This is a genomic window from Flavobacterium sp. SLB02 (assembly GCF_009664855.1).
Classification (GTDB): domain Bacteria; phylum Bacteroidota; class Bacteroidia; order Flavobacteriales; family Flavobacteriaceae; genus Flavobacterium.
Genome location: NZ_CP045928.1, coordinates 1,844,376 through 1,860,007, shown reverse-complemented (window position 1 = coordinate 1,860,007; position 15,632 = coordinate 1,844,376). Strand labels below are relative to the sequence as shown.

The 15,632-nt window shown below is 36.2% G+C and carries 12 protein-coding genes; 1 reads left to right on the top strand and 11 read right to left on the bottom strand.

What is annotated here, in order from left to right:
- Positions 1-349: 349 nt before the first annotated feature.
- From GIY83_RS07295 to GIY83_RS07255, 9 genes are all read right to left on the bottom strand, one after another.
- The gene (locus GIY83_RS07295) at positions 350-781 is read right to left on the bottom strand and encodes a hypothetical protein (protein ID WP_208686070.1); all 432 of its coding nucleotides are present in this window, start codon (positions 779-781) and stop codon (positions 350-352) included.
- A gap of 162 nt (positions 782-943) precedes the next feature.
- Positions 944-1,498, bottom strand: a complete 555-nt coding sequence (locus GIY83_RS07290; RefSeq protein ID WP_229029242.1) for a YceI family protein — start codon at positions 1,496-1,498, stop codon at positions 944-946.
- A 5-nt stretch (positions 1,499-1,503) separates the two neighbouring features.
- On the bottom strand, positions 1,504-1,884 hold the full coding sequence (locus tag GIY83_RS07285) for a lipoprotein (RefSeq protein ID WP_208686066.1): 381 nt from the start codon (positions 1,882-1,884) through the stop codon (positions 1,504-1,506).
- Between the two features lie 21 nt (positions 1,885-1,905).
- Positions 1,906-2,748 carry a DUF5777 family beta-barrel protein gene (locus GIY83_RS07280; RefSeq protein WP_208686063.1) on the bottom strand — a complete coding sequence of 281 codons (843 nt, stop codon included), beginning with the start codon at positions 2,746-2,748 and terminating at the stop codon, positions 1,906-1,908.
- Positions 2,749-2,755: 7 nt separating this feature from the next.
- A complete protein-coding gene (locus GIY83_RS07275; RefSeq protein ID WP_194619076.1) occupies positions 2,756-3,160 on the bottom strand; it encodes a hypothetical protein in 405 nt (134 codons plus the stop codon).
- A 117-nt stretch (positions 3,161-3,277) separates the two neighbouring features.
- Positions 3,278-4,156, bottom strand: a complete 879-nt coding sequence (locus GIY83_RS07270) for a hypothetical protein (RefSeq protein ID WP_208686062.1) — start codon at positions 4,154-4,156, stop codon at positions 3,278-3,280.
- Positions 4,157-4,286: 130 nt separating this feature from the next.
- On the bottom strand, positions 4,287-6,818 hold the full coding sequence (locus GIY83_RS07265; protein ID WP_208686059.1) for a TonB-dependent receptor: 2,532 nt from the start codon (positions 6,816-6,818) through the stop codon (positions 4,287-4,289).
- A complete protein-coding gene (locus tag GIY83_RS07260; RefSeq protein WP_194619082.1) occupies positions 6,819-7,718 on the bottom strand; it encodes a FecR family protein in 900 nt (299 codons plus the stop codon).
- Positions 7,719-7,771: 53 nt separating this feature from the next.
- The gene (locus GIY83_RS07255; RefSeq protein WP_194619084.1) at positions 7,772-8,287 is read right to left on the bottom strand and encodes an RNA polymerase sigma factor; all 516 of its coding nucleotides are present in this window, start codon (positions 8,285-8,287) and stop codon (positions 7,772-7,774) included.
- A 196-nt stretch (positions 8,288-8,483) separates the two neighbouring features.
- On the opposite strand from GIY83_RS07255, the gene GIY83_RS07250 reads away from it, so the two are divergent.
- Positions 8,484-9,500 carry a hypothetical protein gene (locus tag GIY83_RS07250; protein ID WP_208686057.1) on the top strand — a complete coding sequence of 339 codons (1,017 nt, stop codon included), beginning with the start codon at positions 8,484-8,486 and terminating at the stop codon, positions 9,498-9,500.
- Between the two features lie 382 nt (positions 9,501-9,882).
- Here the strand turns inward: GIY83_RS07250 and GIY83_RS07245 are convergent, their stop codons facing one another.
- Together GIY83_RS07245 and GIY83_RS07240 are read right to left on the bottom strand one after the other, a co-directional pair.
- Positions 9,883-11,886 (bottom strand): RagB/SusD family nutrient uptake outer membrane protein, encoded by a 2,004-nt coding sequence (locus GIY83_RS07245; RefSeq protein WP_194619096.1) that lies wholly within the window; start codon positions 11,884-11,886, stop codon positions 9,883-9,885.
- Positions 11,887-11,899: 13 nt separating this feature from the next.
- The gene (locus tag GIY83_RS07240; protein WP_194619104.1) at positions 11,900-15,268 is read right to left on the bottom strand and encodes a SusC/RagA family TonB-linked outer membrane protein; all 3,369 of its coding nucleotides are present in this window, start codon (positions 15,266-15,268) and stop codon (positions 11,900-11,902) included.
- Positions 15,269-15,632: the final 364 nt, after the last annotated feature.

Below are 15,632 nucleotides of genomic sequence, written 5' to 3'. Positions count from 1 at the left end.
CCTCTTCCCATCCCGAACAGAGTAGTTAAGCCCGCCTGCGCAGATGGTACTGCAGTTATGTGGGAGAGTATGTCGTCGCCTTTCTTTTAAAAACCCTGTTTCTAACGAAACGGGGTTTTTTGTTTTACAAAATACTGCATTTATGTGGGATACACGATAGCTATCGGAGGTCACCTCCTTTCTTTTGAAAAAGCTGTTTCCAAGGTCAAGTCAAAACCTCTCTCGTAAAAGATCTAGGAGACAGCGTGGCCGGGAAGGAAACGTACAAAATATTAATCTTTAGCTAATAGTTCTTTCTGAGAAAGACTTTACAGGATAAAACGTTATTATTAAGTTTTAATAATGGCGTTTATTTACTAGTTAAACTATTTTTTAGTAAATAAGATTTGCTAGTGAGATTAAAATGCTGTTGAATTTGTTTAGGTGCTACGATAACTTCTTTGCGAATAACATCAAACCATTCTACTTCTTTGGTAACTTCTGCACAGCATTCGTTTTTTGAATTAAAAAAGCAGCTTTTAATACTGATCTTGTCCTTTATATAGCAATGTTTCATTTCAACAAAAAAATGTTCAGTAAACATTAAATTTTTATGACTCACAAGTTCATGATTGCCTTCGTGTAAGCTCAAATGTAAAGTATTGAGTTTTTCTCTCGAGAACCCGTTATTAAACAAAAAATGATATAATAGGCGAATTGTGTATGAAATGTATGCGCTACTTTCCATCACCATACTATCATTTACATCTTCACCAGTAACAATATAATTTTTGCAGATCATTTTATATTTTAGTTAAGGTTAAAAAAAAAGAGGTCAGCTATTAAGAAACTGACCTCACAACATTAGTCATGTTTAGTGATCTTCAAGATCAAAAAGAGATTTGTTTAGATAGCAGTAATGGATGATTTCTATTATCTAAATATTTAGTTCATAAAGAAGTGATTACTTCGCCAATAGAAAATTGTAAGTAATCTTTATTTTATCTGCAATTTTTTTTCTCACCAGGTTTGGTATTTCTATCTCAAAATCTTCCGGCTTTACTTCAAATGAACCAATGGCATTAACTCCGCTTGCAGCTTTTGAAACCTTTATGATTATAGTTACTGGTTTTGTTTTTCCGTGAATGGTAAGATCTCCCTTTAAAGTAAAATTTTTGGCTGTACTAGTAACTTGAGCAATATTAAAATCTTCTATTTTACCTTTTAAAGTGGCTTTTGAGAACTTTTCTGACTCCATATAATTTTCGTTGAAATGTTCCTCCATTAAAGCGACTTTGAAGCGGAAACCTTTTATAAGGACCAAAGCAGCGAAATCTCCTGTAGACTGCTCCAAAACGGCAGATACACTTTTATTTTCTGCAGCGACTTCTTCATTGGAAGGCGTTGACGCCTGGAATTTGATGCTTCCTGTTTTTGTGATTAACTTTTGAGCAAATCCATCTGTATTTACGGCGATAAGCAGCACTAACAGCAGGAAGTTAGTAAATGTTTTTTTCATGATCATTAATTTTCTTTTAATCCGTCAGTATTCCATTTTAGAATGATATCGATATTTGCTTGAGACATTCTTCCAGCCTGAGGCATGATCCCCTGTTGTCCAGTTTGTAATTGAATTCTATTTAGTAAACCGGCGCTTTCAACTGCTGCTTTAACTTCGGCATATGTAGTAAGAGGTCTGAAACCTGCAGATCTGCCACTTTGGTGGCAGCCAATGCAATTGGCATCAATAATTGCTTTAGCATTTTTAGTATAACTCAATGCGGCTGCCGGGTCAGGGTTTGGTGTTACCGTTTCTGGAGGTGTTTCGATATCCTGATAGGTGTCAGAATCACTGCAACTCGTTAATGTAGCAAGTAAAATTGCAAATACTATTGTCTTTTTCATAGTTTATTTTGTTTGTAGTTATTAAAATACTCTGTATAGGTTAAATCCAAAAAAGAAATCGCCCTTTCCCCAATCGCCTGAGGCATTAGTAAGATATCCGCTCTCACTCATGGATTGTGAATTGGTAAATATGAGTTGAAAAACATGTCCGCCGGTTTCTACATCGAGACCTACTGATAATGGATTTTTGTAAAATTCGGGCTTATCAAAGTTGTGCATATACTCTAAATTGACAGATAGCCTTTTTGTTATTTTGTAACGTCCCCCACCGCCAAAAGAAAACTGATTATCTCTTTCAATAGCAGGATTGTACAGGTTTTTATGCACGAATGACGGTACTAATTCTAAAGAGAGTTTTTCATTAACTTTTCTGGAGATTAAAAGCTGCTGCACGTATGTCATACGGTGTTTGAATTCTAAGCCCGGATATTGGTCTTTTTCCAGAAAGGTATTGATATCGGCAACGCTGTATCCTACAATGTCTACCGGGAAATTCGAATTTTGTCTCATCATTCGGTATTTCAGTCCGGTTTCATACATTTTGTTTAGGGTGTGTCTGGAAAGACTCACCGATAACCAATCTGTAACCCCATAAATACCACCGAGTTTTGTAGTGGCGTTATCAAGTCCAAAAAAACTGTCAAAACCGTCTTTAACAGATCCAAAACGATGCGAGACTACAAAATAGAATTCTTTTTTGGCAGCCATTTTTGTGGTCTGTAATGTTACGAGCTGTAAAGCTTTAAAAGTTGCTGTTGAGTAACTTTCTTCTACCTGGGTAGAATCAAGATCCTTAAGCAGATCATCCTGCGAGTATGCCATAGTAGCCAGAAAGAGGCAGATTGGGATTAAAAATTTCTTCATAATAGGATTAATTATTTGATTTGTTTATGGTACACTGGTCTAATTTAACTTCCTGGAATAGTTCATCATAACCAATACATTTACCCTTTAGTATTACTTTTTTATGGAGATGTTTCTCTTTTATTTTTTGTGTAAACAGGCAAAAAACAGTATTTTCAAGTGTCATTACAGAATCAGTTTCTTTGGTTACCGTACCAGTGATTTCAATTGTTTTATTGAGATACAAGGCATCTGCTTTTTTTGGATTGGAGTTATACTCTTCAAGTAATTTTGTGGCTGTTATATTGAAATCCGGCATTTCTGATTCTATATTGCGTGCTTCCTTAAAAAGGAATCCGTAATAAAAATAAATACCTGCAGAGGCCAGGATTAATAAACCCACAATTACAAATGCGATTTTTTTTCTTTTCATCTTTTACATTAATTTTTCTGGCAGAGGAATTCTCTTTTATTTCAAACTAGCCTAATGAAGATTAGACTAGTTGAAATAGAGAGGATGCTATAGAAATTTTACTGGAGTTTATTGTTTTTAGATTGCAAGAGCCAAATCTTTTACCGGTACGGGCCAAATTCCAGGACTAGGGAAACTAATACCTTTGTTAGCGCCTCTTACGTTGGCATCTTGTCCAAAATAATACAATGGCCAGCCGTTGTAAGTCAGTTGTGATTTACCAAAAACGGTAATAACAGAAAATTTAGATTTGTCGAGAATAGAAGGAACCACCATTTTGTCTGTCTCATAAATTGGCCAGACTGCATTGTTAGAAAAATCTGCTTTTGTAAAATTGTTCTTTTTGAAATTGTCATTCTTAAAAGTATACAGCGTGATCCCTTTGGCATCTGTAAAGTAAGTTGTTAAGCCATCTCCTTCAGTATAGTCTGATTTGTAGTTTTTCTGATCATGGCCTTTAAGCTGGCTTCTGACAATCATGATAGAATAATCCGGTTTGGCTATAAACCAAACACCGCCAACTCCGTCTCCGGTGGTTTTACCTGCGCTTTCTAATGTATTGGCTCCGTTTACACTCGGTGCGTAATAATATAGCGGCCATCCTTTATAGGTTAGCTGCTTTTTACCAGATGCAGTGGTTATGGTTCCAAAGTCTGATAATGTTAGACCTGCGCCTAATTTATCAGCTGTTAAATTATCTACGTTAAAAGCAGGCCATACACCTTCACATCCTCCTGTGCAAGAGGCTTGTCCATTAGCATCTGTTGCGAAAAAATATAAAGATCTTCCGTCTTTATCAGAAAGATAAGCTCCTAAAGTCGCACTTGTAGAAAGACTAATTTCTTTTTTTACTTCAACAGTAGGAGGAGTGCCGTTATCGTTGTCACTGCTGCAGCTTACGAAAAATGTTGTTGCTATAAGAGCAACTAAAGCGAATTTAATTTGTTTTGATTTCATTGTTTTACTTTTTGATAAGGTTCAAGAGTAAAACAGGCATGATTTAAATTACCCTACCAAAGAATTGATATTTTTTCAAAAAAAAGAAAAAAACAGGGATATGATTTTCTTGCAGACTCTGTAAAATGTGCTATAACGAAACTCTAAAGCTCACATTTGGAGTTCTTTGCAGAGCGAATGTTTCTACTTCTTCAATAGAAGTGGTTAGAGAACTTATTCTGTAATATTCGCTGATTTCATTTTTCCTGTTTAGGATATTTAAAATGGAAATACCTAATTTGTACTGAATTCCATTCGCTGTTTCCCATTTATAAGTAGAGGAAATATTAACCTGTGAGAAAATATGCAGATTGGTATTGTTTGGTTTATTATACACCAATACAGGATCTGAAAGATCAATTTGTGAAAAGTCCGGAGAGGTTTTTGGTCTGCCGGAAGACCATTTGGTTCCCAGAGCAATCTTGAAATTGTTTTTCTCATAAATTGCTGCCCATGATATTGTATGAGTTAACTCGAAGTTGTTGGGGAAACTATGAAATTCATAATTGGTAAAATGGTAATTATTATTGTTGTATGTATAACTTAGCCAGGTCAGAAAGTGATTCATTCTTTTTTGGATCAGTAGCTCGGTTCCTATAATTTCATAATCTCCAGTTGTCTTTACAAATTCTAATTGGTTTTGGAATCCCTGGCTGGAAGTGGTGATTCCGCTTACTTTTTTATAAAAATTTTCCATTCCCAAAAGCCAGTCTTGCTGTTTATAGAATAGGTTTAGGGAGAGCTGTCTGCTTTTCAGAATAGGAATGGTGGTGTTATTGGAGACAATCCAGCGCCTTTTTTCAATACCGAAATAATCTTTCTGCAAATCTATGATCTGCTGGGAGTTTTGGCTCTTTAGCTCGCCCAGAAGCTCTAAATTCATACTTTTACTAATCCCATAGCTTGCTTGAAGCCGGGGTTCAAGATTGTATTTTTTAAATTTTTCGGTATAATTTACGCGCATTCCGGCCTTGATATAGATTCTGGAAAGCGTGTCATTGTATTTTCCTTCCAAAATTAAGGCGTGGGTTCTCAGAACGTCTTTTACCCTGCGATAGAAATCAGGATTAGTAACCCGCTCCAGATTGGTAATGCCTATTTCATTGTATTGATACCCATCGTTGCAACTAAATTTCGAGTTAATGGTATGGTTGTTCTCTATATTAATTCCATTATTGGTGACCGTGTTTTCCTGAATTACGATTTGATTTGCATTGGTCGTTTTTTGGTTGCCCAAAAGTTCATACGAAGAGTTGTATATATTAATTTTAGTGGTATTAAAGTTGTTCCAGTTTCTTTTCCACGATAGATTTCCGCCATAATTCTGTTGACGTAAAACATTGTTTTCTGATTTGTTCATATTGTATACTGTGGCACTCTGAAAAACTTCGAGATTGTCTTTAATGGTAATTAAATCCAGTATTAACTGGTCTTTATTTCCAATTTTTTGAGCATATTTCAGGGTAGCGTCATAGAAACCAAATTTTTTATCACTTTTATAATCGATATTTTGGTTTTGTGAAAAATCAGTAATTGTTGTGTTTTGAAATACTTTATCAAAATATTCTCTGTAAGTTGGGGTTTCTATATAATCAGTAATTGATTTTCGGGCCGAAATTTCGATATAGCTTTTTTTCGAAAGGTTATACTTTGCATAAAGATCAGCATTGATCATATTGATTCCTGCACTAAAGGAATTTTTTTCTGGTGTTTCAAGAGTAGAGGAAATGGCCACTACACTGGACACACTTTCTCCGTAAAAAGCAGAGCTTCCGTTTTTATAGATCGAAATGGTATGCGCCAGATTGGGATTGAAAACCGATATCAGACCAAAAAAATGCCCGGTTTGAAACATTCGTATTCCATTCCATAAAAACAAATTCTGGTCGTGCGTTCCACCACGTACATTAATGCTGGCAACACTTTCGTCAAGACTGTTTACACCAGGGATTTGCTGCATGGTTTGTAAAGCATCTGGCTCGATAAGTCCGGGAAGGATACCAAATTTTTTTGGTTTTATTTCAAAAGAACCATCAGTATTTTTTGAAATTCCCGAAGCCAGGACAGCATTGGCCTTAATTTCTTCAAGAGCTGTAATTTCAGGTTCTAATAGAATTTGCAGACAATTATCACCATCTGAATTATTCGCTACTATTTTTCGGGTTGTAAATCCTACATGACTAATTAGAAAAGCAGTAGTGCCCTTTTGTTCAAACTCGAAATAACCGTTGGAATCTGTGCTAAACTGGACTTTACCTAAGCTAATATTAGCGTTTTCAAGGGGTTTACGGTCTGTAGATGAAAAAACGTATCCGCAAATTATACTGGATTGATGTTCTTTTTTATAAATATTAATGAATTGGTTGCCAATATTCTCAAAAGACAAATGGGTTTTTTTGGACAAGTATTGCAGTTTCTGGTCCAGGGAAAGTGATTTTTTTGGCGGATATATTTGCAGTCCTTCAATAAGATCTCCGGTATAATTAAAACTAACCTGATGCTGTTTTTCAATAGCAATGATGATTTTTTTAAAAGGCATGACTTTTCCTTTGTCCTGGGCAAAAAGATTCAGGACAAGGAAAAAGGCAATAAACAAAAAATGAAATTGTTTGGGGAATAACATTTATTTTTCGTCAAAAATTATGGTATTGTTGGAGGTTTTTCTAGCCTCTAAATGATAGGTTGTACTAATAATCTGCAAGGCTACAGCCAGGTCTTTAGCAGGTAATTTTCCTGTAAATAAAGCGGTTGTATCTTTGGTATTTAATTCGATTTTAATGTTGTATTGTCTCTCGACTTCGTCTAAGAGGCTTTTGATATTTTCTTTATAAAAACAGATTTGATTCTCCATCCATTCTGGCTGCAGAGATACAACACTTCTTTTGACTTGTTTTCCGTTTTGAAAACTAACGCTTTGTCCGTGAGTTAAAAGAATTTGTGTGTTGGCATAATTTACTTTTACACGACCTTCATAACACACTACATCAAACCTGTTTTTTCGTGCTTTTACGTTAAACTGGGTTCCTAAAACCGTTACCTTGCCAAGATGGGTCTGCACCTCAAAACGTCGGCCTTTGGCTACCCTGAAATACGCTTCTCCTTGTAATTCAAGATGTCTCTTGTTGTCCCAGTTCCATTTTTTATACTGTATCTCTGAGCCGGAATTTAGTACCACCTGAGAATTATCAGGCAACGAAAAAGTGGTTCTTTCTCCAAAATCTGCTTTTTGTGTTTGAGGAACCAAATATTTCAGCGCAAAGGTAATCCCAAGGGACAAAACAAAGATAGCGGCTGCGCGAAATGCCCATTTTTTATACAATGGAACTACTTTTGGAGTTTGTTTTTTCTGGCTTAAAATGTTCGACAACATCGCATTTTCATCCAGATCACCTACCTCAAGATGGTCTGTATACATTTTTATCTTTTGGTATTTTTCAAAATCGGGACTTGCTTGAAATTCAGCTAATTCATCCGGAGATAAATCATTGTTGAGCCATTTTGCCAATAAGCGATTTTTTTTCATTGTACTGCTATTATATCATTAAAACAATTAGAACTAATTTTACCCTACTTTTTTTATATATCAATTTCTTTACGCAAGCTTAACAAAGCCAAATGAATGCGTTTTTCTACTGCCTTGACGCTAATATTTAGCTCCAGGGCAATTTCGCTGTATTTCTTTGCGTCAATGCGATGCATTAAAAAAGCTGTGCGTTGTTTTTCGTTCAGGTTTTCAATGGCTTTTAAAAGTTTGACCTGAAATTGTTTTTCCTCCAGAAGATATTCAGGATTTTCATTGGTTTTATCTAAACCGGTAAAGTTTTTTTCGTATTTTAAAACGACTTTCTGATGTGCAATTTCGTTAAGACTGCTATTATTTGCAATCGTATAAATATAGGATTTTGCTTTTTCTAATGGTACCGAAGCGCAGTTTTGCCAAAGTTTGACAAATGCTTCCTGTGCTAGATCTTCTGCCTGATCGATATTGCCAAATTTGTAAAAAAGAAAATTCCGAAGCGCTTTTACGTGGCTTTTAAAGAAAGACGAAAAGACGATTTCGTCGCAAGTATTTGATGGGGCTTTGTCTGGCATTTAGATTTTCGGTTTTACGTTGCAAAAGTATTTGTTTTTAATTTAAGTAGGGTAAAAGCAAAGCTGATTGTTTTATAGAAGTGCAAATGCGATTACCTTTTGATAATTTAGTACAGAAGAAGCAACAGAATGCTTTGATGTCGAATTTATTAAAAAGCAATTCTTGAAATTTTATTACCTTTGTAAAAATATAAATATGTTCCCTTTCAAAAAATATTTAGTATCAGCCGTTTTCCTGTGCTTGCTGTCTTGTCAAAGCGAAACAGAAGATCAGGACAGTCATATAGACGGAACCATTACTAATAGTTCGCCACTTACTACTTATTTGCAAAGGGTTGCCATGGTTCCGACTGTGCAGGATAATGTAATAGACGGCTCAAGTTACTGTACTATAAAACTCCCTTATACCGTTACGGTCAATAATGCACAAATTTCCCTTACTACCAAAGCCGATTATCAAAAAGTAATAGACAATATCAACGCCAACGGGTATGATGATGATATTGTCAATATAAATTTTCCGGTCACTATGGTGTATTACAACTACATCCAGAAAGTGATTCCTAACCAAGCTGATTTTAAGGAATTAATTGATTACTGGAATTCTTACCCGGATTTGTTATCTAAAATCAATGGACTAAATATCCATTATCCTATCACGATTAATACTTATAACAGCGCCAATCAGATTGCTGCTTCGGTATCAATTGCAAATGATCAGGCTTTTTTCAATTTTGTAAAAAACCTGAATGCCAGTTCTTATATTGCCTTGCAATATCCAATTTCCATAACCGATTACAATAATCAGACAAAATCAATCACCAATAATCTGGAGTTCGAAGATGCTATTAAATATGCGATTGATTACTGCCCGGAAAACAACATGTCGACAATTGATTTTATTGCTACGCTGACCAATGGTTCATGGGATATTCCCTATTATTTTGCCGATTCAGAAAAAACTTCGCTCTATAGCGGTTATTCTTTTGTTTTTAAAGGTGACCAATCTGTAGTGGCTACCAAAGGAGGGGTTTCGGAAACCGGTCAATGGGAAAGTACGCTACAGTATGGGGGTAGGGAATTGAAAATAAATTTTAGTTCAGCGGGACTTGGTAAATTAAATAGTAACTGGAAACTCTTTGAATTTAATAGTTCGCAGGTACGACTGCGCAATGTTAGCAGTAGTACTCAGTATCTTTATTTTGAAAAATAAATACGGAACATTCTTGTTTTAGATCAGTTATTTCGGAATTGAAATTTCTTTTAAAGATAGAATTTCTAGATACCCGTGAACTGCTTTAGACATGGGAGCGGTATCCTTTTGCGACACATTACACTTCTGGCGAAACCAAACTAAAACCTCTCTCGCAAAAGATTTAGCAGACAGGACGGTTCGCCGCGGCGGGAAACGCCCAAATTATTTATATTAGAAAATATCTTATATTCTGAAATAATATTGCAAATCAAAAAAACTCCATAACTAAAGAAGAAATGTTTACATTATCCAGGTTAATGGATTTTAGATATCATCTTCTTTTGTTATGGAGTTTTATATTCTCTTTTTTTTTACTTGAATTTAAAAGAGCAGATAAATTTTAAATTTTACTTTCGTCTTCAATTGCATCCTGCCATTTATCCCAGACTTTAACACCTGCATTGTAGCCATCATAACCGTAGTTCTGACTTAACTGTCCTTTAATATTAGGCTCTATAGCAAGTCTAAACGGAATTGGCCAATAATTATTACGTTTGTCCATAGAATAAAACTTTACACCTGGCTTAATAGAAATACCAGCTGGATATTTGTTATAAAGAGTATAATGTACAATACGTTGGTACCAATAACTTCCTCCCACTGCATCTGTTCCGGATTGTTTATCCCAATTATCTTTACTATAAGTTTGGCCCCATTCATCTGGCTTTCCGCTAAGAGCCAGACAGTGTGAAATACGTTTTAGCTCTACATTTCTCCATTCTTCGAGATAAAGTTCTCTTCCTCTTTCTGCACAAATGTCACCAATGGTTACTGTAGTATACATTTGCGAAGCTTTTGCTCTTGCTCTTACGACATTTACATCCTGAGCTGCTCCAGAGGTATTACCTTGATAAAAACGCGCTTCTGCACGTAATAGGTAGGTTTCGGCTAAACGATAGATGTATAGATGTGCACTAGCTCCTGCAGTAGCTCCCTGAAAATCATTGGCTGCAGGATTTGCTTCGGCTACAACATCATGCATAAAGATTTTATAATGTGGGAAATCATACCAATCACGAATAGAATCTTGTGCTAAGAGTTTGCCGGAAGCATCCCTCATTCTAAAATTTTGTCCAGCCCATGTAGCACTACCGCCTGCCCCGGGAGCATATTTAAGATCTTCCATATTCACCCAGTTTCCAACCGTGCTGTTATGTCTAAGATCCTGTTTATCTTCAATATGATTTACAACCCACATAGGATGCTGTGAATAATAAGAACCACTGATAACACCAATACCACGGCCTATTGCTCTTTGATAATCATATTTTGCATTGTAATTTGTTTTATCGGTCAATGGAAAACGCGGTGCTGCTGTTTTACCATCAGGAGTAATTAAATTAGCATCATTCCAGTTAGGTCCAAAAATTCTCATCGAAGAAAATGCTAAAAATGATTGTGCTCCTCCATTTGGTGCAACCAATATCGCTTCAGTATTAGCAGAAATTACCTTGTTCTCAGGTCTGTGCAAATCCCAGATCACATTTCTGGTAATAGGCCATGCAGTAGGGTTTCCTCCCGGATCAAAAATCCCTAAAGTATTTTGTACCAAAGAATAACCTGATTGATTAATCAAAATATTGGCTTGTGCTTCTGCATCAGCAAATCTTCCGGAGGCTAAATAGCACTTTATTAATAACTGACGGCATGCACCTTTGCTCACCATACCTACATATCCTATTTTTGATTGTTCCGGTACAAATTGTACAGCTTTCTCCATATCCGCTGTAATCATTTCAATGATGGCTTCCTTTTTAGTAGAGTAATAACTCTGTTTAGGAACCGACAAGATTTTGGTAATCAATGGAATGTCTCCAAATTGATACACCAGATTAAGATAACGGTAGGCTCTGTGAAAATAAGCCTGCCCGATATATTTATTTTTAACTTCTTCGGATAAAGTGGTCACATTACCAATAAAGGTTAGTACGGTATTCGCATTTTTAATACCCGTATAGGCTTCTGTCCAGAGAAATCCAAGATAAAGTGCTTCTCCGCCTGGGTCTCTTCGAAAATCTCCGGTAGGAACAATAGTATTGGCGTAATCAGCAATATTACTACCTGTATCCGTTTTTCCGTAATGAGCCATATCAGAGAAAAGATATTCTGAAGCAATAGGCACACTTACACCAGAATAACCATAGTGAATATAATTATTACGCAGTTGTTTATCACAAAGTGCTAAAGTGGCCTGCAAGCCGGCTTCGGTATTAAATGTATTTTCAGGTTCGTAAAACGAAAGCGGATCTGCTTCAAGAAAATCTTTTGAACAAGAGGCAGACAAGGCAGCCAGCACAATCAAAGGTACCAGTCTTGTTATTTTATTTTTTATATATCTTTTCATTGTTGAATTATTATTAAAGTTGGAAATTAAAGCCTAAATTAAACTGTCGTGTAGCCAATCCTCCTGTTTCCGGATCTCCAAAATATTTCCATTCTTTAGAGGCAGACCATGTTGCAACGTTTTGAACTGAAGCATAAATTTTGATACTTTTAATATGTACGCGGTCTAGAAGATCTCTTGGAAGTGTATAGGCAAGTGAAATATTGTCCAGACGAATAAAACTGCGATCATACAATTTCCCTGGTGCAACAGGAGTTCCGGCAGGTCCTTTAGCATCAAGACGTGCCCAATCATTAGTTGGGTTGTCTAGTGTCCAATACGGATTTACGTATGGATTGAAGTTGAATTTATATAAACTGGCATCGTTGAAAGTATTCATATAATTTGAATTAAGTGATTTACCTCCCACATTGGAATACATACTGATTGCCAAATCCCAATTTTTATAAATCTTAAAATCATTGCGCAACGACCACTGTACAGGAGAATTTGAATTTCCTAAAAACTGCTTGTCTTTTTCATTATAAACCGCTTTTTTATAAGGAACACCATCAGGTCCTACTGCATCTACATCGTCTGTAGTATAGCTATTTGCTACTTTTGGATCTCCAGGACGCTGCCCGTATTTTTGGGCTTCTTTCCATTCGTCTTTTTGCCAGATACCAGTCACGCGATAATCCCAGATTTGAGAAATGGGTCTGCCTATAAACCATCCGTTAGCTGAATCGTTACCCTCTTTTTTCCCAATAACATTTCCATTGTCATCCTTAATATCTACCATATTACCGTATAATGAGACAATTTTATTTTCGTTATACGATATTCCAAATGTAGTACGCCATTCAAAGTTTGGTTTTTTCATATTAAGAGTGCTAATACTTAATTCAAAACCTTGATTTTGAACCTCTCCAAGATTGGTTGCAATGGATGAAAATCCAGTAAAACCAGGCAGGGATTGACTCATAATCATATCATGAGTAGATGATTTGTAGAAGTCTAAAGTAGCCGTTACACGATCCTGTAAGAAGCCTAAGTCAAGACCAATATTTGTTGATGTTGTTTTTTCCCATTCCAGACTTGGATTTGCCATACGATCAAGTGCTAAATACTTAATTTCAAGCGCTTTTCCCGAAGGGTCTAAATACCCCATTGTCCCTGTATTTACAAGGTTTGCAAAAGAAACGTAAGGATCCGCAAGTGACCTGTTTCCATTTCGACCCCAGGACAAACGCAATTTACCTGTGCTCATCGCATCCCAATTAAACCAGTTTTCATTTTTAAAGGTCCATGCTACTCCAAAAGAAGGGAAAACGGCGTAAGGATTTGAAGCTCCAAATGCAGAATATCCATCTCGGCGGACAGTCGCTGTAAGCATATAACGATTATCATACGAATAGAAAAGTCTTGCCATCAATCCATCTGCCGTTTCATGCGTGTCGTTTGATCTAATTGCGCTATTTGCCATTGTTGCAGTATTCACAAGATGAAATCCTAAAGCATCTGATGGCTGAATATTATTGGCATCCATTCCGTCTGACCAATAACGGCGCTCTTCAGCTTCCTGAACAAAAGTGGCTACGATGTGATGTTTTTGAGCAATTGTATAATCCCAGGTTAATGTATTATTCAGGTTGTAATCAAATCTTGTAGCATTATTTCTATTTGCCCCGGTGGTAGCTGCAGGCCAGTTTGGGTTTTGTGTTGACCTGAAATAACGATCGTGATAAAATTGATAACGAGGAGCAATGTTAAATGAATAAGTGATCCCTAAAGGCAAACTTACCTTTGCATTGAAAATGGTATTCAATGTTGTATATCCTGTTTCCTTCTCAATAAACTGGCGTTCGTAGTAATAGTTATAATTCTGCCCGGAAACATTTTTCCCCATGGGCTGTCTCTCATAATTGCCATTTGCATCTCTAAAGGTTCCAAATGGGCTGGTTCTCATCATATTATTATCTCCGGCGTTTGTACCTAAAGAGGGAGTAATATCTCCATCTGATCGGTCCTGAAAATTAACGTTTATTCCAAGATCAAGCCAGTCTGTAACTTTAGCATCCACTTTCATATTAGAACGAGCTGACTTATAATCGTTTCCTACAATGGCTCCTTCTGAAGTTAAATAGCCAAAAGACATATAATAATTGACTCTCTCGCTTGCTCCGGAAATACTCAGATTATTATCATGATTAATCCCTGTTCTAAAAGAACTATTGCTCCAATCGTGTGTTTTATCTGCCAGAAAATTTGCCATTAGCGAAGGATCAAAATTCAGTCCCAAACGTGCCCCCCATACTTCTTTGGAACTTTTTCCTGTTGTCTGCGCATTTGGTTGGTAAGCTAACCATTGGGCTTCAGTAATACCCCATTTGGCTAAATCATTAGGACTTGAAAAATACCCCGGCTTACCAGCAGCAACTGCGCCTGATATCCACGCTTCGTATTGCCCGGTTGTGGTATTGGCACCATAAGTTTGAGCAGTTTCCCAATCTTCACGATACTTTAAGTACCCTTCCGGAGAATACACACCGCGATAAGCACTCTTATTGCTAATGGTTGTATTGGTAGTAAAACTAACCATAGGCTTACCGGTTTTACCTTTTTTGGTCGAAATAAGAATAACTCCTGCTGCTGCTCTCGATCCATATACAGATGCTGCCGATGCATCTTTTAAAATATCAAGCTGGGCAATATCATCAGGATTGATTTCTGAAAGTTCACCATAAAACTGCATTCCGTCTAAAATAATAAGCGGAGAGTTATGAGAACCTGCAGTGTAGACAGAACTCTGCCCACGAACTTGTATATTTCCTCCTCCTTTTGCAGAAGGATCATAACCTACCCTTACACCCGGGGTTCCTCTTAATATATCCTGAACGGTTTGTGGATTTTGGTTAGCCAGCTTATCAGGAGTTACCTGAACGATAGCTCCCGTTAAATCCTTTTTCTTCATTTTACCATAACCTACTACGACTACCTCGTCTAACGAAGTGGTTGCCTTTTGCATTTTTATAGTAAGTGAAGTTTGTCCTTTTAGAGCCACTTCTGTATTTGCATAACCTAAAAAGGACACTACTAATACTGCATTCTCGTTATCTACTTTTAAAGTAAATTTCCCGTCAAAATCGGTTAAAGTAGCATTTTTACTTCCTTTTTCTAATACGGTTACTCCCGGCAACGGCATACCGTTTTCATCATTGATCTGTCCTTTAATGTTTTTTTGCTGTTGTACATTTTGAGATTTTGTTGTACGCTTAGAACTAACCGCGTATCCATCAACTTGAGATAAAGAAAGCAAGACGCAAAACAGCATCATTTTCTTTTTCAAATTAAATCCAGATACGCAATTAGGACTTTTTTTAATCCTAATAAAATTTGTCATTTTTGATTGGTAGTTGGTTAATTAATTAGTTAGTTTGAAAAAATCACAAGCGACAGTGGTAAAAATCGATTTGTGATTTACCGTGCAAAATTGAATAATAATGGTTTTCGGGAGGAGTAATAAAATACGTTTTTGGGTATAATAAAATCTTTTTTCTGAAGTTAGATGTGTTTTTGTCTTAAAAAAATAACATTAGTTGAAAAATAACACAGTAAAAAAAGTAAAACCAAAATTATCAAAAGTGTAATGTCATATATCTGCCACTCAATTTTTGTAACAAGAAAAAATGGTTGCTGTAAAACATTTAATTCATATTATATCAATACAAATACTTTCTATGCAAAGCTTGCAGACTCGGTCAATA

What these genes read in the sequence shown, in the direction of transcription:
- GIY83_RS07250 (WP_208686057.1), top strand. Translation starts at nt 8,484, where the DNA reads ATGTTCCCTTTCAAAAAATATTTAGTATCAGCCGTTTTCCTGTGCTTG.
- GIY83_RS07255 (WP_194619084.1), bottom strand. Translation starts at nt 8,287, where the DNA reads ATGCCAGACAAAGCCCCATCAAATACTTGCGACGAAATCGTCTTTTCG.
- GIY83_RS07240 (WP_194619104.1), bottom strand. Translation starts at nt 15,268, where the DNA reads ATGACAAATTTTATTAGGATTAAAAAAAGTCCTAATTGCGTATCTGGA.
- GIY83_RS07290 (WP_229029242.1), bottom strand. Translation starts at nt 1,498, where the DNA reads ATGAAAAAAACATTTACTAACTTCCTGCTGTTAGTGCTGCTTATCGCC.
- GIY83_RS07245 (WP_194619096.1), bottom strand. Translation starts at nt 11,886, where the DNA reads ATGAAAAGATATATAAAAAATAAAATAACAAGACTGGTACCTTTGATT.
- GIY83_RS07295 (WP_208686070.1), bottom strand. Translation starts at nt 781, where the DNA reads ATGATCTGCAAAAATTATATTGTTACTGGTGAAGATGTAAATGATAGT.
- GIY83_RS07275 (WP_194619076.1), bottom strand. Translation starts at nt 3,160, where the DNA reads ATGAAAAGAAAAAAAATCGCATTTGTAATTGTGGGTTTATTAATCCTG.
- GIY83_RS07265 (WP_208686059.1), bottom strand. Translation starts at nt 6,818, where the DNA reads ATGTTATTCCCCAAACAATTTCATTTTTTGTTTATTGCCTTTTTCCTT.
- GIY83_RS07285 (WP_208686066.1), bottom strand. Translation starts at nt 1,884, where the DNA reads ATGAAAAAGACAATAGTATTTGCAATTTTACTTGCTACATTAACGAGT.
- GIY83_RS07280 (WP_208686063.1), bottom strand. Translation starts at nt 2,748, where the DNA reads ATGAAGAAATTTTTAATCCCAATCTGCCTCTTTCTGGCTACTATGGCA.
- GIY83_RS07270 (WP_208686062.1), bottom strand. Translation starts at nt 4,156, where the DNA reads ATGAAATCAAAACAAATTAAATTCGCTTTAGTTGCTCTTATAGCAACA.
- GIY83_RS07260 (WP_194619082.1), bottom strand. Translation starts at nt 7,718, where the DNA reads ATGAAAAAAAATCGCTTATTGGCAAAATGGCTCAACAATGATTTATCT.